The 20,509-nt window shown below is 29.4% G+C and carries 17 protein-coding genes; all 17 read left to right on the plus strand.

What is annotated here, in order from left to right:
- Positions 1-20: 20 nt before the first annotated feature.
- The 17 genes from ACFSRZ_RS11945 to ACFSRZ_RS12025 all read left to right on the plus strand — a co-directional run bounded on the left by ACFSRZ_RS11945 (position 21) and on the right by ACFSRZ_RS12025 (position 20,496).
- Entirely contained in the window at positions 21-1,448 is a 1,428-nt protein-coding gene (locus ACFSRZ_RS11945; protein WP_379666799.1) for a lipopolysaccharide biosynthesis protein, read from the plus strand.
- Complete coding sequence (locus ACFSRZ_RS11950; protein WP_379666800.1) at positions 1,448-2,857, plus strand: hypothetical protein; 1,410 nt, start codon at positions 1,448-1,450, stop codon at positions 2,855-2,857. Before ACFSRZ_RS11945 ends, ACFSRZ_RS11950 begins: the two co-directional genes overlap by 1 nt.
- 245 nt (positions 2,858-3,102) lie before the next feature.
- Positions 3,103-4,203 carry a hypothetical protein gene (locus ACFSRZ_RS11955; RefSeq protein WP_379666801.1) on the plus strand — a complete coding sequence of 367 codons (1,101 nt, stop codon included), beginning with the start codon at positions 3,103-3,105 and terminating at the stop codon, positions 4,201-4,203.
- A gap of 10 nt (positions 4,204-4,213) precedes the next feature.
- Positions 4,214-5,074, plus strand: coding sequence for a glycosyltransferase (locus tag ACFSRZ_RS11960; protein ID WP_379666802.1), 861 nt, complete (start codon positions 4,214-4,216; stop codon positions 5,072-5,074).
- 6 nt (positions 5,075-5,080) lie between these two features.
- Entirely contained in the window at positions 5,081-6,901 is a 1,821-nt protein-coding gene (gene asnB / locus ACFSRZ_RS11965) for an asparagine synthase (glutamine-hydrolyzing) (RefSeq protein WP_379666803.1), read from the plus strand.
- A 110-nt stretch (positions 6,902-7,011) separates the two neighbouring features.
- The gene (locus ACFSRZ_RS11970) at positions 7,012-8,196 is read left to right on the plus strand and encodes an N-acetyl sugar amidotransferase (protein WP_379666804.1); all 1,185 of its coding nucleotides are present in this window, start codon (positions 7,012-7,014) and stop codon (positions 8,194-8,196) included.
- Positions 8,193-8,810 carry an imidazole glycerol phosphate synthase subunit HisH gene (hisH, locus tag ACFSRZ_RS11975; protein WP_379666805.1) on the plus strand — a complete coding sequence of 206 codons (618 nt, stop codon included), beginning with the start codon at positions 8,193-8,195 and terminating at the stop codon, positions 8,808-8,810. Before ACFSRZ_RS11970 ends, hisH begins: the two co-directional genes overlap by 4 nt.
- Before the next feature lie 3 nt (positions 8,811-8,813).
- The gene (locus ACFSRZ_RS11980; RefSeq protein WP_379666806.1) at positions 8,814-9,587 is read left to right on the plus strand and encodes an AglZ/HisF2 family acetamidino modification protein; all 774 of its coding nucleotides are present in this window, start codon (positions 8,814-8,816) and stop codon (positions 9,585-9,587) included.
- Positions 9,571-10,653 (plus strand): DUF354 domain-containing protein, encoded by a 1,083-nt coding sequence (locus ACFSRZ_RS11985; RefSeq protein WP_379666807.1) that lies wholly within the window; start codon positions 9,571-9,573, stop codon positions 10,651-10,653. Before ACFSRZ_RS11980 ends, ACFSRZ_RS11985 begins: the two co-directional genes overlap by 17 nt.
- Positions 10,654-10,655: 2 nt before the next feature.
- Entirely contained in the window at positions 10,656-12,692 is a 2,037-nt protein-coding gene (locus ACFSRZ_RS11990) for a hypothetical protein (RefSeq protein WP_379666808.1), read from the plus strand.
- Between the two features lie 15 nt (positions 12,693-12,707).
- On the plus strand, positions 12,708-13,292 hold the full coding sequence (locus tag ACFSRZ_RS11995; protein WP_379666809.1) for a hypothetical protein: 585 nt from the start codon (positions 12,708-12,710) through the stop codon (positions 13,290-13,292).
- Positions 13,293-13,439: 147 nt separating this feature from the next.
- Positions 13,440-14,582: a sugar transferase gene (locus ACFSRZ_RS12000; RefSeq protein ID WP_379666810.1), complete on the plus strand. Its 1,143-nt coding sequence runs from the start codon at positions 13,440-13,442 to the stop codon at positions 14,580-14,582.
- 6 nt (positions 14,583-14,588) lie between these two features.
- Positions 14,589-15,155 (plus strand): sugar transferase, encoded by a 567-nt coding sequence (locus ACFSRZ_RS12005; protein WP_379666811.1) that lies wholly within the window; start codon positions 14,589-14,591, stop codon positions 15,153-15,155.
- Positions 15,145-16,266: an aminotransferase class I/II-fold pyridoxal phosphate-dependent enzyme gene (locus ACFSRZ_RS12010; protein WP_379666812.1), complete on the plus strand. Its 1,122-nt coding sequence runs from the start codon at positions 15,145-15,147 to the stop codon at positions 16,264-16,266. Before ACFSRZ_RS12005 ends, ACFSRZ_RS12010 begins: the two co-directional genes overlap by 11 nt.
- Complete coding sequence (locus tag ACFSRZ_RS12015; protein ID WP_379666813.1) at positions 16,256-17,329, plus strand: polysaccharide biosynthesis protein; 1,074 nt, start codon at positions 16,256-16,258, stop codon at positions 17,327-17,329. The genes ACFSRZ_RS12010 and ACFSRZ_RS12015 overlap by 11 nt, the downstream gene beginning before the upstream one ends.
- A gap of 10 nt (positions 17,330-17,339) precedes the next feature.
- Entirely contained in the window at positions 17,340-18,110 is a 771-nt protein-coding gene (locus tag ACFSRZ_RS12020; RefSeq protein ID WP_379666814.1) for a polysaccharide biosynthesis/export family protein, read from the plus strand.
- 13 nt (positions 18,111-18,123) lie between these two features.
- Positions 18,124-20,496 (plus strand): GumC family protein, encoded by a 2,373-nt coding sequence (locus ACFSRZ_RS12025; protein ID WP_379666815.1) that lies wholly within the window; start codon positions 18,124-18,126, stop codon positions 20,494-20,496.
- The last annotated feature ends 13 nt before the right edge of the window (positions 20,497-20,509 follow it).

The raw sequence follows: 20,509 nt of genomic DNA on the forward strand, positions 1-20,509 counted from the left end.
TGATAACTTATTGAGGATACATGTTTTTCTTAAAAAAAGTAATAAATAGGTTAGATACTGATTTTAGCGAGTTACTAAGTCATGCAAAAAACTATGTTTCAGCAGATGTTTTAGCAAAAGGGTTGGTTTTCTTAAGTATCCCAATACTTACTAGATTATTAACTACTGAAGACTATGGTGTATTGGGGGTGTTTACCTCTATAACATCTATGTTGATTATAATTTTCGGTTTAGGTATCAGAGGATCAGTAACAAGATACTATTATGAAGACAAAAATGATTTTGATAAATTTTTGGGAACAAACATATCCTTGTTATTGGGGTTTGGGCTTATATCGTTATCAGGACTTTATTTTTTTAAAGACATTTTTTCGTCTTTCTTCGAAACTTCACCAAACCTCTTTACATATGCCTGCCTAGTGGCTTTTTTCTCGGTGATGTTTGAGATTTATCAAGCTTATCTCCAAGCTTCAAAAAGAAGTAAAGAATACTCTATATTAAGTATGATTAAATCTTTTTGTACAATATCATTGACTATCACAATAATATTGTTGCTAGAAAAAGAAAAATATTTAGGACAAGTTTTTGCTGAACTCATAGTTATTTTTCTAATCTCATTTTATTCACTTTTTAGAGTAATTAAGATTTCTAAGATTAATTTTGAAAAGAAATACATTACTTATTCCTTAGTTTTTGGAATACCTGTGGTTTTTCATTTGATTTCACAAACCGTATTATCATCATTTGATCAAATTATTATAAACCAACTAGTTGGAGAAAAAGAAACAGGTATTTACTCCTTTGCTTATCAGATAGGGTTAATTCAAAGTATAATATCTATGGGAATATTAAAGGCTTGGACTCCTATTTTTTATGAGAAAAAGAAAAATAAAGAACATAAAGATATTGAGAATTTAGCTAAGAAATATTCAGTATTAATTTACATACTAGCGCTATGTTTAATGTTGTTTTCATATGAAATTATATATATTATGGCAGATGAAAAGTTTCATTCTTCTCAAACTTTGGTGCCAATTATTGTTTTGTCTTATGTTTTTTTCTTTTTATATACACTTTATGTAGGGTATTCTTTTTATCATAAAAAGACATATTTAATAGCTGTTTTTTCGCTAATAACAGGTGTTGCTAATATTGCTCTTAATTATGTTTTCATTCCTATTTATGGCTTTCAAGCAGCTGCATATACTACCTTGGTGTCATTTATAATTTTATTTGGATTACACTATATCAACGTTAAGTTAATTATTAAGGAAGAAAATATTATCAGATTAAAAAGGTTGTTGCCAAATCTAGTACTAATAATTTTCGTTTTTTTACTATTTGTTGGGATTAAATCCTTTTTAACCAATTACCTTTTAATCTTGTTCACTAAATTGTTATTGATAGGTTTAGTTGTTGTTTTTTTTATGAAAAAAAGAGCATTTTGATGAAGAAAGTTGATGACATATCAGAAGGTTTTTTGAATCTTGAAAAAAAGCTAAACCTTTTTGAATACAGATTTTCAAATATTCTCATTTGGGATTATATTAGATATGGGATATATTTAGAGATCAAAAAGAAAACAAGTAAGGATACTGTTGCAAAGACTTCTCTCAAATCCTCACTTTTTAAATCAATTTTTTTATTATTAAAAAGCTTTTTTGATTTCTTAATCAACTTTTCTTGTTATAAAGTAAGTCTAGACAAGGATATTATTTTTCTAGGTCATCCTAGGAAGGTTTTTGAGGATAGTCATTATATAGATAAATATTGTAACGAAATCATTGAAGAGTTACATAAAGAATTTTCTGTTAAAACTCTTGATTTACCTTTTAGGTTAAAGCACTATAAAAATGAAGGAGTTATAGACTCAAAGTATTTAGATGTTTATGAATACCTAATGATTTTTGCGCCCTATCTTGTGCGGACAAGACTTACTGAAGAAGAAGAAAACTTTATGGAGAAGATAAAGTCTGAAATAGAAAAAGAGTTTTTAGTAGATATAAATGTATCATCTCATGTTAAAAAGGGATTAAAGCAATATAAAATACTGCAAAAGAGAATTGATAAGCTTTTTGTAAAGAATACACCTAAATGTTTGATTTGCGTTGATGGTTATGACTTTATTAAAAAGTTATTTATTGAAAAGGCTAACAAACATTCAATTCCTACGATAGAACTTCAACATGGAGCGGTTGGATACTTTCATATAGCGTACCGATATCATAAGTTAGAGAATCCATTATACTCTTTTCCAAAATGTTTTTTTATTTGGGGAGAGCATTGGGATAAGTACCTTCTTCTACCCGAAGGTAAATTTTCTAAAGTTGTAGGTTTCCCGTATTTAGAGAAAAGGGTTTTGGCTAAAAAGAGTACAGAAAAAAATATATTGGTAATTTCACAATGGACAATTGGTTTTGAATTAATAAAAAAAGTGAATGAATTGGCGGAACAATTACCTGAATATAATTTTCTTTTTAAACTTCACCCAAATGAAATTGATGAGTTTGGTAGATACAAAAGTTCCATTAAAGCAGAAAATATTAGTATTGTAGGAAATGAAATAGGTTTGTACGATTTGTTCAATAAATCAATTGCACAGATAGGAGTTTATTCAACTGCTCTAATTGAAGGTCTTGCTTTTAATTTGCCTACTTTTATTGTACCCATAAATGGACATAATGTATTTGCAGAATTTATCAATGAGCGAATCATGATTAAATTGACTTCATTTGATGATATAGTCAATGAATTAGAATCTAAGATTAGTAGCACATATACTAAAAATAAAGTATGGCATGAAGAAGCCTTAGCTAATAATATTAGAGAGATTAAGTTAATAGTACAAAATCATTGAAAATGAATATAAAAAAGATTATAAATAGTTGGTTTTTTCTCACCTTGATATTTTCAATTTTTTCATTGATTATGTCTTATAAATTTGAATCAAAAATATCATATTCAGCATTTTTTATAAATATCCTATACTTAATCCTTTTTTACATTTTTATTACAAAACAAGTCAACAGTAAAAACTATAATAAACTAAATCTAGTTATCAGTTGTTTTGTGTTTTCAATTCTCTTTCTGCTATTGTTCAAAATGTTATACTTTAATGAGTCAAATTCTTTTTTTGAGTTTAGTGCTATCGATAGTATGCAGTATCATGAGTTTGCATTAGATATAACTGAGGGAGGATTTTGGGATGGAATTTTTAATTATTTAAAGAATGAAGATGTTGAAGATTTTGGTGCTGTACTGTTTACAAGTTTAGCATACATTATTTACCCTTCACCTATAACATTTAATATTTTCAATGTTTTGGCAGGAATGATTACAGTGATTTATGCATATAAACTATCTAAGAATTTTATGTCAAAAGAATATGCATTTATGGCTTCTACTGTATATGGATTATCTTCTTTTGTTATTTACTTGTATTCAACAGGGATGAAAGAAACATTTTTTGCAATGTTTGTAGTTCTGTTCTTTGAAAAGTTAAATAAGTTTTTAAATACTAAAAAGGTTATAAATTTATTTTTATGCCTTTTATATTTATCTGTAGTATATTTTTTCAGACCTGCAGTTATGTTTATGCTCATAGCTTCTGTGTTATTGGCAATACTATTTTCTTATAGAAAAAATGTGCTTAACATTTTAGTATCTGGTGCTATTGTTTTCTTTTCTATTAGCTTTTTGTTAAAAGATTTTCAAGCACTAACAGATAGGTATTATACAAATGAAGATGCTATTGCAGAAAGAGTTAGTGGAGCTGGTGTGACAACGGATGCATTTTCTTATGTAGCAGCTTTTTTATCAGGGACTATAGGACCATTGCCAACTTACTCACCACTGAAAGGAAGATTACAGCAATATTTTTATTCATTCGGATTGGGGTTGAAAGTGTTTATATCAATATTTTTCTGGTTAGGGCTTTATATGGTGTTTAAAAATAAAAACATTACTTTAATTAGTATTTGTACATTTGTGCTTTTTGAGACTATTTCATTGTCTGCTATATTGCAATCATTCGAATTAAGATTCAGTTCCCCCCATTTAATATTAATTTATATTATTTCATTTTATTGGTTATATAAGAAAAGAGAAAGAGATAAAATTAAAATTTTTGAAAGAAAAATTATTTCACTCTATTTTATAATGTCGGCTTTAATGATTATTTATTGGAACTCGAGATTGTTTTAAATTAAAAACTATGAAAAATTATAATTACGTCATAATTACATCTGTTAAGGATGAAGAGGATGTTATTGAGAAAACAATAGAGTCTGTAGTTCAACAAACAACTTTACCTAAAGAGTGGCTAATTGTTGATGATAATTCTGTAGATAGTACACTAGAAATAGTAAAGAAATATTCTAAACAATATGAGTGGATAAAATATTGTAAGAATACAAAAATCACTACTGAAGAAAAAGGAGCTAGGATAGCGTCAATTATAAATACATACCTTCAATCAATAGAATTCAAAGAATATGATTTTTTTTCAAAACTTGATGGTGATCTATTATTGCCTGAGGATTTTTTTGAAAAAGTTATAAGTCATTTTAAATTAGATCCAAAGTTAGGTATAGCATCAGGGTCTTTAATATATGAAGGAAAAAAGGAGAAAAATATTTATGAAGACCTAACTAGAGGAGCTACTAAATTTTATCGTAGAGAATGTTATTTGGATATAGGAGGACTTCAGTTGACTACAGGTTGGGATACAATAGACAATATCATTGCTCAAAATAAAGGTTGGAAAACTAAAGTTTTAGATGTTTGGTTTGACCACTTAGAAGAAGAAGGGGCATCTCAAGGTTTTGTCAAAAAATATTATAACGTTGGGAGATATTGTGGTAAAATCCCTTATCATTCTTGGTATTTTTTGTTAAAGTTAATTTACAGGATCACAGATAAACCCTATGTTATCTCAACATTGATATTAACTTACGGTTATATAAAAACAAGATTTATAAAGAGAGAAAGACCGTTTCCAAGAGAGGTAACTAAATATTTTAGGAATAAGCAACAAAAATTATTAATAGAAGGCATCAAAAGTTATTTAAGCTAAAAGTATATGTGTGGAATTTCGGGAATTATCAACTTTAATAACAATAAGGTTGAAGAAAAAGACTTAAGGTTAATGATGCATAAAATGAAGCATCGTGGCCCTGATGATGAAGGAGTCTTTATTGATAATAATATAGGATTTGGTTTTGTAAGGTTAAGTATTTTAGATTTAACCAGTGCTGGACACCAACCTATGCATAGTCACGATAATCGTTTTGTGATAGTATTTAATGGAGAAGTATATAATTATATAGAAATAAGAGACGAATTAAAGGAGGAATTTCACTTTAAGACAGGAACTGATACTGAAGTAGTATTGGCTGCTTATCAAAAATGGGGTGAAGCTTGTTTAGATAAATTCAATGGAATGTTTGCTTTTGCGATATATGACAAAGAAAAACAGCAAGTTTTTGCGGCAAGAGATAGATATGGAATTAAGCCTTTCTATTATTATATGGATGACGACCAGTTTATTTTTGCCTCAGAAATTAAGTCTATCCTACCCTTCATTCCTAGAGAAGCAAACTTAAAAATAATATACGATTATTTGATGTTCAATAGAACAGATCATCGTACCGAGACTTTTTTCAAGAATGTTAAAAAAATGCAGCATGGATCATTCTTGAAGCTAAATGGAAAAGAAGTTACTTTTAGTAGGTGGTATAATTTAGAAGAAAGAATAAATAGTGATAAAAGTTTAACTTCTGAAGAATATCGAAAATTATTTAACGATTCAATTAAACTAAGGTTGAGGGCAGATGTCCCCGTTGGAGTTTCTTTAAGTGGGGGAATAGACTCATCATCAATTACTTCAGTTCTCGTTGAAGATTTTGACCTTAAAGAGCTAAATACTTTTTCAGCAGTTTATGGAGCTGATGAACCGACAGATGAAAGCGGGTATATTAATGAGTATAAATCATCTGTGAAGAATATGTACTATACTTCTCCAAATGCTGAAACTTTTTTTGAAGATTTTGAGTCTTTTATTGACGCACATAATGAGCCTTGTCCAGACTTAGGACCTTATGTTCAATTTAAAGTTATGGAATTAGCATCCGAAAGAGTAAAAGTGACATTGGATGGGCAAGGTGCAGACGAGCAATTAGCAGGATACCATAATTTTTTTAGTGTATATTACTTGGAGCTTATAAAAAAAATGAAGCTTTTGAAGTTATTAAAAGAAAACGTAAGCTATTTCAAGAAGCATGGTTCATTAGATGTTCTGAAATATTTGATATACTATGCCTTACCACCTAAGGCTCAAACCAAGATAAGTAAAAATATTTATCCTTCTATAAATAAATCTCTTTTTGACGAATTTAAGGCCGATCTAAGTGTAAATAAAATGTTATATAAACCAAAAGATTTAAATGAGTCTTTAGTACAACATTTTGAATATAAGCTTGAACACCTGTTAAGGTGGGAAGATCTCAATTCTATGCATTTCTCTATTGAGTCAAGAGTCCCTTTTTTAGATTACAGATTAGTTGAAGCTACTTTATCCTTACCTTCAAGTTATAAAATTAGAAATGGAGAAACTAAGCATATATTAAGAGAAGCGTTATTAGATGTACTTCCTCAAAAAATTGCCAATAGAAAAGACAAAAAAGGATTTTCAAATCCACGTGAAAAGTGGTTCAGGACTGAGATGTTTAAAAAGTACATATTAGAATTAATAAATTCTGAAGAATTTAAAAATCGAGGTATTTTTGATAGTAAAATAGCCAATGCTCAATATATAAAGCACTTAAATGGTGAAGTTGATATTTCCCCTGAAATTTGGAAATGGATTAATATTGAAGTCTGGTTTAGAAAGTTTATTGATTAAAGTATCGTAAATAAAAAAAGAGACTGATATTTAGTACATAGAAATCTGATCTAAGTATTTAATATTTGAGTCTAATCATAAATTATAAGAAGAATTAAACGAAATAAAGGATGAAAACACAAGTTTGTTCCAAATGTATATTAGATACAACCGTACCTGAAATATTTTTTGATGAGCAAGGGGTATGTAACTATTGTAAAATTAATGATGAAATCATGAAGCAATACCCTGCAAAGGAAGAAGGGAAAAAGCTCTTAGATGATATAGTTAAAAAGATAAAAAGAAAAGGAAAGGGAAAAAAGTACGATTGTATAGTAGGTGTTAGTGGAGGAACAGATAGTACTTATACCTTACATTTTGTAAAACAATTAGGATTAAGACCTTTAGCTGTGCATTTTGACAATGGTTGGAATTCTGAAATTGCAGTTAAGAATATTAAGAATGCTACAAACAAGCTAGGGATTGATTTGTATACTTTAGTGGCAGATTGGGAAGAGTTTAAAGATTTACAAGTAGCTTTTTTAAAATCTTCAACACCAGATGCAGAAGTTCCAACAGATTATGCTATTATTTCTGTTTTACTTAAAGTCGCTGCAAAAGAGAACATAAAATATATTATTGAAGGGCAAGCTTCAAGAGCAGAGGGTACAACTCCATTAGGATGGACTTATCATGATGGGAGATATCTAAGAAATGTTCAGAAAAAATATGGGAAGAAAAAATCTAAGAGTTTTCCTATTTTATCATTGTTCCATTTAATTTACTATTTCTTTGTTAGAAGGGTGAAACTTGTAAGGCCACTTGAATATATAGATTATAGCAAAGAAATGGCTAGAAAGCTAAATAAAGAAGAATTAGGGTGGGAAGACCCAGGAGGACACCACCACGAATCTATTTTTACAAAATTTTTCCAATCGTATTATTTAAATGAGAAGTTTCATATAGATAAAAGAAAAAGAGAATGTTCTGCTAAAATAAGATCTGGTAATATGACAAGAGAGGAAGCATTAGAAGAAGTTAGTCATCCTTATCCAGTTGAAGATGGAATTGTAGATTACACAAAAAATAAATTGGAATTGAGTGATGAAGATTTTGATGCAATTATGAAAGCCCCAAATAAATCGTTTTTAGATTATAAAACGTATTATCCTTTAATTCAATTATTAAGAAACCCTATTAAAATTGCTTGTTATTTAAATATATTTCCTCATATATTCTACCTGAAATATGGTGTAGATCATAGTAAGAAAATAAAGAGTTATTGGACAGAGTTTAATAGAAATAGAGTTAAATGATAGTAATAGTTGACTATGGAATGGGGAATTTGGGTTCGGTGTATAAATCCTTTAAAAGGGTAACATCTAAAGTTAAAATAAGTGAATCCAAAAAAGATATAGAGCTGGCAGATAAATTAGTGCTTCCTGGCGTTGGTCATTTTAGTAATGGAATGAATAAGCTTAGAGACTATGATTACCTTGGTATACTAAATCATAAAGTGATTGATAATAAGACCCCTGTTTTAGGTATTTGTTTGGGAATGCAGCTTTTCTCTAGATTCTCTTATGAAGGAAATGTAGAAGGCCTTAACTGGATAGATGCAGAGGTTGTTAAATTTGAAATGAAAAAAAAATCTAGATGGAAAGTACCTCATATGGGATGGAATTCTATAAGTATATCCAAAGATAACAGCCCGTTTTTAGATGGGATAACTCAATCAGAATTGTTTTATTTTGTTCACAGTTATTATATGAAATGCTTTGAATCCGATGATATTTTAGGAAGAACAAAATATTCTATCGATTTTACTTCGATGGTGCAAAAAGAGAATATTTTCGGGACACAATTTCATCCAGAAAAGAGTCACGACAAAGGACTAAGACTAATTAAAAATTTTGTTGAAAAAATTTAGTAGATGTATAGACCACGTGTAATACCTGCACTTTTATTAAAAAACAAAGGACTTGTTAAAACAGTAAAGTTTAAAAAGTCTAGATACATAGGAGACCCAATCAATGCTGTTAAAATCTTTAATGATCTAAGAGCAGATGAGTTGGTTTTTTTAGATATAACTGCAAGTAGTGAATCGAGAAAAGTGTCATTAGATTTTGTGAAAAATGTTGGAGCTGAAGCTAATATGCCCTTTAGTGTTGGAGGAGGAATAAAATCTGTATCAGATATTAAAGAAATTATCAATGCTGGGGCTGAAAAAGTAGTTTTGAATACCCATGCCTATCTTAATCCTTCTTTTGTAAAAGACGCTGTCAACGAATTTGGAAGCTCAACGATAGTAGTGTCTATTGATGTAAAGAAAAAATTCTTAAAAGGGCAACAAGTATACATATACGGAGGAACAAAATCTATTGGTGAAGACCCAGTAGAATATGCAAAAAAGATTGAAGATTTAGGGGCTGGAGAAATCATATTAAATTCTATCGATAATGATGGAATGATGTCGGGTTATGATATTGATTTAGTAAAAAAAGTGTCCAATTCTTTATCAATACCTGTTGTTGCATTAGGAGGAGCTGGGAGTTTACAAGATATAGAAAAAGTTATTGAAGTAGGATATGCATCTGCGGCTAGTGCGGGCTCTTTGTTTGTATACCATGGTCCAAGAAATGCTGTTTTAATTAATTACCCAACAAAAGAAGAATTAAAAAAATTGACTTATGAAGATTTTAGTTGATGTAGCCCACCCAGCAAATGTTCATTACTTTAAGAACTTCATTTTTGAAATGAAAAATAAAGGCCATGAAGTTCATATTACAGCAAGGGATAAAGATGTGTCATTTCTATTATTGGAAGAATTAGGATTGCCATATTATAATATGGGTAAAGGTAACTTGGGCAAAGGTATTATAGGAAAGATTTTATATGTAATTTATGCCGACTTTTTAATGTTTAAGCAATTTATCAAGTTTAAACCAGATATTGTTGTAAGCTTTTCGTCAAGTTATGCAGCACATAATTGTTTCTTATTTAGAAAACCTCATATCACTTTTGAAGATACAGAGCATGCTACTGCTAATATGTTGCTCTATAAACCATTTACAAATATGATCTTAACACCGTTGTCTTTTTATAAAGACATGGGGAAGAATCATTTTAAGTTCAAAGGTTTTATGGAGCTATTTTATCTTCATAAGAAAAGATTTATTCCTAATCCAGATTTAATGAAATCTTTAGGGATTGATATATCTAAGCCATTTGTTTTATTTCGCTACGTATCTTGGGGAGCATTCCATGATATAGGTCAAAAAGGATTATCAATAGAAGATAAAATAAGTTTAATAAGTGAAGCAGAAAAGTATGCAAATGTATATATATCTTCTGAAGGAGAACTTCCGGAAGAGCTAAAGAAATATCAATTAAAGATCAAGGCAAACGATATTCACCATGTCTTAGCTTATACTAGTTTGTATGTTGGAGAAGGAGGAACTATGGCATCTGAATGTGCAATGTTAGGAACCCCCTCTATTTATGTAAATAGCCTTCCTTTGATGGGATATCTTAAAGATGCTAACGATCATGATCTGTTACACCACCTTTCATCATATGAAGAAATAAAAGAAAGAATGGTATCTATTCTTAAAAAACAAAAGGAAGTACCAAACTATTATAAAAGTCAAAGAGATAAATTCCTAGAAGGAAAGATAGAACCTAATTCATTTTTAATCTGGTTAATAGAAAGCTATCCAAAATCAAAAGAGATATTAAAGGAATCCCCAGATTATCAAAATAAGTTTATATAAGTATGTGTGGAATATTTGGAGTCATAGCAAAAAAAGAAGCTAAGTATAACAATCAGTTTTTAAAGAAATCCTTAAATACAATTGCTAAGCTTTCAGAAACTAGAGGGAAAGATTCATCTGGTTTATGTACACTAAATCATACAACGAATAGTTTTGATATTGTAAAAGGACCAATACCTGCAAATAAGTTATTAGCAAGAGGTAAGGTTAAAAAGAATATTGATGGTGTTTTTTCAAAGGTAAATGATAATAATCTCAAATTTGCATTTGGGCATGCTAGATTAGTGACCAACGGAACCCAGTTAGAGGATGAGAATAATCAACCAGTTGTAAAAGACGGTATTATATGTATTCATAATGGTATTGTAGTAAATGTTGATGAGTTATGGGAAAAGAATCCTCAGTTAAAAAGAGATTATGAAATTGATACTGAAGTTTTACCTTCTTTAATTAGAGATGAGCTTAATAAGAAGAATAGCCTTGAATTGTCTATTAAAAATACGATAGATAAAGTTTTTGGTACCGCTTCTATTGCTGTAGCTTTTGACGATCTTAATAAGTTTGTTTTGGCTACAAACAATGGGTCTTTATATGTACTCCATAACAATAAAGATATTATATACTTTGCTTCTGAGAGGGCTATGTTAAATGGATTGATAAATAAAATGTCATTAGAAAGTAAGATTGGTACTTTCGAATTCTTTCAACTTAAAGCAAATGAAATGTTGTCTCTAGATTTGGAAGAATTTACTTTTAGTAAAGCATCTTTTGATAAGCTTATAGATACCAAGACACCTGAAGTGTTTATGGAAACTAAAAGAGACATTAATTTGTATAGTGAGCCATCACACGAAAAACAAATTTCTACAGTTTTAGATCTCAATAAGATTCATCTAAATTCTAATGCAGAAAGGGAAAAGAGTCTTTTAATTTACCCAGAGGATAAGATCAGAGAGCTAAAAAGATGTACAACATGTATATTGCCAGAGACTTTTCCTTTTATAGTTTTTGATCCTAATGATGGTGAGTGTAATTACTGTAAAAATTATAAAAAGAAAAGTAAAACAAAATCTTTAGACGAACTAAAAGCTTTGGTTGAACCTTATAGAAGTAAAGATGGAACACCTGATTGTTTAGTGCCATTTAGTGGAGGGAGAGATAGTATGTATGTTTTACATATTATAAAAGAAGAATTAGGACTAAATCCAATTGCATTCACATACGATTGGGGGATGGTAACAGATCTTGCAAGAAGAAATATTGCAAGAATTTGTGGAGAATTAGGTGTTGAGAATATTATTGTTGCAGCAGATATACATTGGAAAAGAGCAAACATTAGAAAGAATATTAAAGCTTGGTTGAAAAAACCAGCCTTAGGAATGATTCCATTATTTATGGCTGGAGATAAATTTTTCTTTTACTACGCAGATAAAGTTAAAAAGCAGACAAATATCAAGCTTAATATTTGGGGGATAAATCACCTTGAGAATACCGACTTTAAAACAGGTTTTGGAGGTTTAGCTCCAGAGTTTGATAAAGATAAAATTTACTCACTTTCGGTTAAAAATCAATTGAAACTATTCTCCTTTGTAGGGAAAAATATAATTCAAAGTCCAGGATATATCAATCAATCTATGTTAGATTCACTAGGGTCTTTTGCCTCTAGATATTTAGCTAAGAAGACAGATTATTATCACTTGTTTGATTACATGCTTTGGGATGAGAAAACCGTAGAAGATACGATTATAAACAAATATCAATGGGAAACATCTATCGATACAGATTCTACTTGGAGGATAGGAGACGGAACAGCAAGTTTTTATAATTATGTCTACACGCTTGTGGCTGGGTTTAGTGAGAATGATACTTTTAGAAGTAATCAAATACGTGAAGGTATGATTACTAGAGAAGAAGCATTGTCAAAGATATATGAAGAGAATCAGCCAAGATATAATTCTTTAAAATGGTATTTAGAAATTATTGGTCTAGATTTTAAAGGAACTATTGAGACTATTAACAAAATGAAGAAACTCTATTAATGTTATATTTCTGTTATGAAAACTTTTCTAACTTCTATAGCCTTAATCTTTTTTATAGTTTCCAATTGTACAAGTCTTTGCGCTCAATCTAATTCAGATATAAAGCTTGATCGTTCAGAGGGTAACAAGTGGTTTGCAAGTTTTAGCTACGGAGTACAAATGTCTGGAATTAAGAGTGAAGATTTTGTATCATCTAATTATTCACCAGTTTATAAATTGTCTTTTGGGAAATGGATCACAAAAGATGTTGCTTTAAGAGTTGGGTATCAAGGAAGGTACTTTCGTACCATAGCAGATGAAATTAGATATACTTATGACTTTTATTCTATTGAAGGAGTTTTAGATATTAGAAATTTTTTCTCAAAAGAGAAGCGAGATAGAATTTATATGATACTACTTCATGCAGGGCCAGGACTTTTTTATCATAAGGTTTATGATAGGATAAATGTTCACGGTAATATGGGAATCTCTAATGTTTTTACAATGTCAAAAAGAATAAAACTAGTATTTGATATTTCAACAATCATAGGTTGGGATATCTATCAAGGAGATCAAGATATTTTACCTAATACATCATTAGGGATTCTTTATAAATTCTAATTTTTAGAGAACTTGATATAGTGTGTCTTATATACTAATTTTAACCTTTTTGTTAATTTAGGGGAAAACCCCTTGTTTTGAATTTGTTTTAATTTTATATATTTGTCATGTGTCCTCCTAAAGTAACTAACCAAATATTTTAAAACAATGGGGGTGTTGGCTATAAAGAAGAAAAATAAATCGAATTCTATGATAAACGAGTTTGATTTTATAACTGCACTGAAAGATTGTGAGAAAACGCAAGACGAAATCAGTCAACTGATTTTAAAAGAAGTTGATAATAACTATGAAGTTTTAAACTTTATAAAGAAGTATTTTGATTTTTGCCTTGAGACAAATTATTTCACATCAACTTCTACTCAATTTAACATTGAAAAATTAAATGATAATAAATATTCTTCTATCATTAATTTAAAAAAAGTTAATGATGCTAGATATATCAATAAATTTTTTGAAACTATCAATTCTAGATTGCCAAATTCTGGACTTTACTTTGGTAAAGTAGAAACATATCCCAATAGGAGAAAAGCAATTTTAAATAAATACCCACCAATTATTAATCGGGTTGTGTATATTACGGATATGATATTTACTAGAATTTTCCCCAAACTTTTTATCACAAAAAAAATATACTTCTATTTAACAAAAGGAAAGGGAAGAGTTGTATCTAGAGCAGAAACTTATGGTCGTTTGTATTCATGTGGTTTTGAGATAGTAGATGAAAAGTCTATTAACAACTATTTATATTTTGTTGCAAAAAAAGTTAAAGAACCTTCTTTTGATACAGACCCTACATATGGACCTATTATTAAATTAAAAAGGGTGGGTAAAAATGGAGAGAAATTTAATGTATATAAGTTAAGAACAATGCACCCTTTTTCTGAATACCTCCAAGAGTATGTTTACAAAAAGAATAATCTTCAAGAAGGAGGGAAAATTAAAGACGATTTTAGAATATCGCCTGAAGGTAGAGTTTTAAGGAAATTTTGGATAGATGAACTACCAATGTTGGTAAATATTTTAAAAGGCGATATGAAAATTGTAGGTGTAAGACCTTTAAGTCCACATTTTTATAGTTTGTATGATAAAGAACTACAAGAGAAAAGAATACAAAATAAACCTGGATTCATACCTCCTTTCTATGTAGATCTACCCAAAACTATGGATGAAATAATGGATTCTGAGAAAAAGTATTTGGATGCATATAAAAAAGCACCTTTTAAAACTGATTTGAAGTATTTTTTCCTCGCGTTTAAAAATGTTCTTTTTAGAGGAGCAAGAAGCAATTAAACCCTATTGAAATTAAAAGATAAAATAGTTAAGAGAGTATTTGATTTTATTATTTCTTTTCTTCTACTCATTGCTCTCTTTTTCCCGATACTAATTTTAATTATAATATCAACAATAGATACAAAGCTCTTTGGGCTTTTTTCTCAGAAGAGAATAGGCTATAAAGGAATTCCTTTTGTGATATATAAAATTAGAACCTTAAATAAAAAAGGAGAGGCTAGTGCTTTTGGGAGCAAGTTAAGAACATACAAGTTTGATGAATACCCGCAACTGTTCAATGTTTTAATAGGAGAAATGAGTCTTGTTGGACCTCGTCCAGATGTTGAGGGTTTTGCAGATCAACTTAATGAAGAAGATAAAATTATTTTAAGCGTAAAACCTGGAATTACTGGACCAGCATCATTAAAATATAGGAATGAAGAAGAGCTTTTAAAAAATGTAGTTGAGCCCCAAAAATATATCAAAGAAGTTATTTTTCCAGATAAGGTAAAGATTAATAAAAATTATGTTTTAAACTATAGTTTTAGAAATGATTTAAGATATTTGTTAAAAACTATTTTTTTTGAAGACTAAAATAGATTTACTTAAGCCACATATTTCTAATCGCGAATTGTGTTATATAGAAGATGCATTCGCCGATAATTGGATTACTACAGGGGGAGGGAATGTAGATAGGTTTGAAAAAAAAATTGCGGCTTTTTGTAAAAAAAAAGAAGTTTTATGTGTTAATTCGGGAACTTCTGCCATTCATCTTTCATTGATATTGTTAGGGGTTAAAAAAGAAGACATAGTAATTTGTCAATCCTTCTCATTTTGTGCTTCTGTTAACCCTGTTAAGTATTTGGGAGCAATACCAGTTTTTGTTGATAGTGAAGAGCAAACATGGAATATGAATCCATATTACCTTGAGAAAGCAATTAAAGAATGTATTAATAAGAAAAAAAAGCCCAAAGCTATTATCGTAACCGACAGTTATGGTATGCCGGCTCGATGGAAAGAGATAAGCTCTATTGCAGAAAAATATGATGTACCCATTATAGAAGATGCCGCTGAAGCTCTAGGTTCTTTATATTATGGAACAAACTGTGGAGGATTTGGAGATATTGCTATATATTCTTTTAATGGAAATAAAATAGTCACAACTTCAGCAGGAGGAGCAATGTTGTTGAATTCTAAAAAACAAAAGGATGAAGCATTGCACTATGCAACTCAGGCCAAAGAAAGCAATGAAGGATATAAACATGACATGTTAGGATATAACTATAGAATGAGTAATGTTTTAGCAGGGATAGGTATAGCTCAGATTGAGTCCTTAGAAGAGAGAGTTAAACAGAAGAGACAACTTAATCAATTTTACTTTTCCTTGCTTAAAGAAGCAACTCCATTTACTTTAAAACAAGAATCACAAGATGTATATTCTAATTATTGGCTAAATTGTATTAGGTCTAATTCAATTTCATCTTTAGAAAAACTTAAGAATGAATTTAAAAAGGAGAGAATAGAGTATAGAGAGTTATGGTATCCATTACATTTACAATCTATATACAAAAATTGCCTTTTTTATGGTAGTGGAATTTGCAATCAGATATATGAAAATGGATTAGCTTTGCCTTCTAGCACAAATCTATCTGAAAAAGACAAGTCAAGAATAGCTAAAACTTTAAATCTTTTTAATGCTGGATAATCTTTTCAAATATCAACAAAAGCAAAAGGAAAGCACTCACGTTAAATGGGATGTGTTCAATAAAAAATATCTTGATAAGACTATCCTTATAACTGGTGGAGCGGGAACTATTGGTGCCGAAATTGTAAAAAGCTTAAGTTTAAGTCAAGTCAAAAGAGTTATTGTGTTTGATTTTTCTGAATTCTCTATTTTTAAGTTGAAGAATGAACTGAATCAAGATGAATTGATCCCAGAAATTATTTATAAAATAGGAGATATAAAAGATTCGAATAGAATACGAGAATTATTAATTGAATATAGTCCTGATGTAATCATACATACGGCAGCCTATAAGCATTTAGATTTAATGGAAGAAAATGCTATAGAAGCCTATAAAAATAATTTTTTAGGGACAAAAAATGTTTTTTTAGAGGCTCTAAAAAACAATATAAAAGAATTCATCTTCGTTTCTACAGATAAAGCTGTTGAACCTTTAAGTATAATGGGATTAACAAAAAAAATGGCTGAAATTTATTTGAGGTACTCTAAGAATGATTCAATACAATTTAAAATTATAAGATTTGGAAATGTTATAGGATCTCTAGGTTCAATAATCCCCCTGGTAAAAAAGCTAATAAAACATGATAAGACGATAACAGTAAGAGACAAAAACACACAAAGGTTTTTTATTTATCCTGAAACGGTAGCTAAAACGTTATTAAATACTTTAACTTTAAATAGCAAAAACACAACGTACCTTATAAAAATGGGAGATCCCATTTTTATAAAAGATATAGTAAAAGCAATTATCTCAGAAGAGGGTAAAAAGAATCAATTTGTAGAAGAAAATTTATTAAAAGGGGAGAAAATAAATGAGTCTTTGATAGAAAATTATGAATCTAAAAACTTGGTTGATGGTTATAACTGCTATGAAGTAATTGATATGAGTGATATTAAAGATCAGCCCTACTTAGAAATTTTTAATTGTTTTACATCTATAGAAAGTAAAGATTACCTAACACAAAAAGATTATCTCTCTAAGATAGCTAAATCAATAAAATATACTACTTTCGCTAAAAATTAAGAATCTATTTATGTTGAAAAAGATATTCATATTATCAATTATATCTTCATTTATTTTAAGTTCCTGTGTTTCAAAGAAGAAGATTACTTATTTTCAAAATGATGAAATAGACCAATCACTTGTCTCCAATAACTATAAAACAATTTTTAAACCTGATGATTTATTACAAATAGTTATTTCTGCACAAGAGTTAGAAACTGTAAGACCTTTTAATTTACCTGTAGTAACTTTTGATGTAACAACAGCAAGAGCAACAGGTATTCCGCAGCAACAAATGTATTTGATTGATTCAAAAGGAGAAATTGATTTTCCGATCTTAGGAAAGCTCAAAATAGGAGGATTAACTAGAGAACAAGTTATAGAATTATTTAAAAAGAAACTAGATCCAGAGTATGTTAAAAACCCTACAATTAATATTAGAATTGCGAATTTTAAGATAACAGTTTCTGGAGATGTTAGATTGCCAGGGACGTATACTATTCCAAATGAGAGAATTACTATTGCTGAGGCTATTGGTTTAGCAGGTGATTTGAATATATCCGGTCAAAGATATAATGTTAAAGTAATAAGGGAAGAAGGGAACCAAAAAAAGGTATATACTGTAGATTTATTATCTAATAAAACTTTTACTTCTCCTGTGTATTATTTGGAGCAAAATGATTTGATATATGTAGAGCCCAATAATGCTAAAGCACAATCAGCTGCCACAAATCAAAATACAGGGCTATTTGTTTCCATAGGGTCAATTATTATTTCCTTAATAGCTGTTTTAACTAGATAATTTACTATTTACTATGCAACATAGCCAAAATTATTTACCGAGTCATTTCAATAATGGAAAAAATGATATAAATATTCGTGCTGAGATTGAAAAATACCTTAGATATTGGAAATGGTTCGCTTTAGGAATTATTGTTTCTATCAGTTTAGCATTTATGTATTTACGTTATACCACACCTACTTATAGTGCAAATGCTTCAATTTTAATTAAAGATAATAAGAAGTCTGGACTTTCGGCAGAATTAGAGGCCTTTAAGGATTTAGGTATTGTTGGAGGAAACTCATTAAATAATACTGATAATGAAATTGAGATATTAAAATCAAGAAAGATAATAGGTAATGTTGTTGATTCTTTGAAATTAGATGTATATCATTACATATCAGGTCGAGTAAGACAAAGAGAAGTTTATAAATCTTCTTCACCAATACAAATCGATTTTATTTCCAAAGCTGAGATTCTAAAAGTCAAGGATACTATCTTTAATATAAAAATAATTGACGAAACTAAATTTGATTTAGCTAACACTGATGGAGAGAAAATATCATCTCATAATTTTAATGATATCATAAATAGTGATCTAGGTGTCTTTAAAGTGAAAAGGACGAATATAGATGAAAGTGAAATTGTAGTTCGTGTCGTGCCAAAATCAAGAGTTATAGATAGTTATCGAAATCGAATTAATATATCTCCAGTAAATAAAAATTCCAGTGTTTTAATACTTAAACTGAAAGACCCAGTTCTTAGGAAAGCAGAAGATGTGTTAAATGAGTTGGTTAAACAATATAATATAGATGCCATAAATGATAAAAATCAAGTATCTCAAAAAACCATTGAATTTATTAATGCAAGATTAAATGCAATAGGTAGGCAATTATCGATCATACAGGATAGCGTTAAAGAGTTTAAGGTTTCAAAAGATTTTACAGGACTTCCTGTTGAAGTTGAATTAGCATTAGAAACTTTAAAAGAAACAAATCAAGATGTAATTAAAACTCGCACTCAGCTTAGCTTAGCAAAGTGGATCGAAGAAAAGTTAGGAGATGAAGTAACAAAATTTGATGTCTTGCCTACAGGAAATGGCTTTGAAAACAAGGCTATATCTGACGCAATAGAAAGTTTTAATCAATTGATTTCGCAAAGAAATTTAACCAAAGAAAGCGCAGGAAGTAAAAACCCAATTTTATTGCAAATAGAAGGGCAGATAAATAATGCAAGATCATCCTTACTTAGGAGTTTATCCAATATTTCTAAGTCATTAGAATTGAAGCTTAATGAGTTGCAAAAAGAAGAAAGAAAAATTCTTACAAAAGTAAAATCTATACCTGAAAATGAGAGAGGTTATATTGATATTGCAAGACAACAAGAAATTATAAGTGGATTATTTCAATATTTACTTAGAAAGAAAGAAGAAGCAGATATTTCCTTAGCTGTTACTGTTTCCAACGCAAAAATTATAGATGTTGCTTATGGTTTAAACATTCCTGTTTCACCTAAAAATAAAATCGTATATCTAGTAGCTTTATTTTTAGGGTTAATTATCCCTTTTGTAATAATTTATATTTTTGATGTCTTAGATACAAAGGTGCATAATAAGAATGATATTGAATCGCAACTATCTGTACCGTTCTTGGGTGATGTACCTAAGTCAGAAAGCAAAGAAAAGGTTGTTATTGGAAACGATGTTAGATCTAGTACTGCTGAAGCTTTTAGGTTGATTCGTACAAACCTTGATTTTATGCTAGCTAGCAATAGAAAACAAAGCAAGTCTATTTTTGTAACGTCAACTACTAGTGGAGAAGGGAAATCTTTTATCTCTATCAATATTGCAGCTACTTTAGCATTATCAGGAAAGAAAGTTCTATTAATGGGTATGGATCTTAGAGCTCCAAAAGTAACTGAGTATTTAGGAATACCAGATAGAAAAGGTGTTACCAATTATATTACAAATGAAGAAATAACTTTAGAAGAATTAATATTCTCTATTCCAGAAGTAAAAGGATTAGATATTATAGCTTCAGGTGTAATACCTCCAAACCCGGCTGAATTATTAATGACTAAGAGAATTGAAAATCTTTTTACTATAGTGAAGCAAGAATACGATATCGTTATTGTAGATACTGCTCCAGTAAATCTAGTAACAGATACATTATTGATAGGGAAATATGCCGATATGTTTATGTATGTAGTAAGAGCAAATTATTTAGACAAGAGACTATTAGCTGTTCCACAAGAATTATATAACGAGAAGAAGTTGCCTAATATGGCGATTGTTCTTAACGATACAGATCCAAAACGTAGTTATGGTTACGGATATGGAGGTTATGGATACGGTTATGTAGTAGTAGAAAAACCTTGGTATAAAAAGATTTTCAGTAGAAATTCTTAAAAAAGATAAATGA

The sequence above is a fragment of the Pseudotenacibaculum haliotis genome, assembly GCF_042684245.1.
Lineage (GTDB): Bacteria > Bacteroidota > Bacteroidia > Flavobacteriales > Flavobacteriaceae > Polaribacter > Polaribacter haliotis_A.

Bases quoted from the DNA above. Each gene is read 5' to 3' on its own strand.
- ACFSRZ_RS11945 (WP_379666799.1), top strand. From the start codon at position 21: ATGTTTTTCTTAAAAAAAGTAATAAATAGGTTAGATACTGATTTTAGC.
- ACFSRZ_RS11950 (WP_379666800.1), top strand. From the start codon at position 1,448: ATGAAGAAAGTTGATGACATATCAGAAGGTTTTTTGAATCTTGAAAAA.
- ACFSRZ_RS11955 (WP_379666801.1), top strand. From the start codon at position 3,103: ATGTTATACTTTAATGAGTCAAATTCTTTTTTTGAGTTTAGTGCTATC.
- ACFSRZ_RS11960 (WP_379666802.1), top strand. From the start codon at position 4,214: ATGAAAAATTATAATTACGTCATAATTACATCTGTTAAGGATGAAGAG.
- asnB (WP_379666803.1), top strand. From the start codon at position 5,081: ATGTGTGGAATTTCGGGAATTATCAACTTTAATAACAATAAGGTTGAA.
- ACFSRZ_RS11970 (WP_379666804.1), top strand. From the start codon at position 7,012: ATGAAAACACAAGTTTGTTCCAAATGTATATTAGATACAACCGTACCT.
- hisH (WP_379666805.1), top strand. From the start codon at position 8,193: ATGATAGTAATAGTTGACTATGGAATGGGGAATTTGGGTTCGGTGTAT.
- ACFSRZ_RS11980 (WP_379666806.1), top strand. From the start codon at position 8,814: ATGTATAGACCACGTGTAATACCTGCACTTTTATTAAAAAACAAAGGA.
- ACFSRZ_RS11985 (WP_379666807.1), top strand. From the start codon at position 9,571: ATGAAGATTTTAGTTGATGTAGCCCACCCAGCAAATGTTCATTACTTT.
- ACFSRZ_RS11990 (WP_379666808.1), top strand. From the start codon at position 10,656: ATGTGTGGAATATTTGGAGTCATAGCAAAAAAAGAAGCTAAGTATAAC.
- ACFSRZ_RS11995 (WP_379666809.1), top strand. From the start codon at position 12,708: ATGAAAACTTTTCTAACTTCTATAGCCTTAATCTTTTTTATAGTTTCC.
- ACFSRZ_RS12000 (WP_379666810.1), top strand. From the start codon at position 13,440: ATGGGGGTGTTGGCTATAAAGAAGAAAAATAAATCGAATTCTATGATA.
- ACFSRZ_RS12015 (WP_379666813.1), top strand. From the start codon at position 16,256: ATGCTGGATAATCTTTTCAAATATCAACAAAAGCAAAAGGAAAGCACT.
- ACFSRZ_RS12020 (WP_379666814.1), top strand. From the start codon at position 17,340: ATGTTGAAAAAGATATTCATATTATCAATTATATCTTCATTTATTTTA.
- ACFSRZ_RS12025 (WP_379666815.1), top strand. From the start codon at position 18,124: ATGCAACATAGCCAAAATTATTTACCGAGTCATTTCAATAATGGAAAA.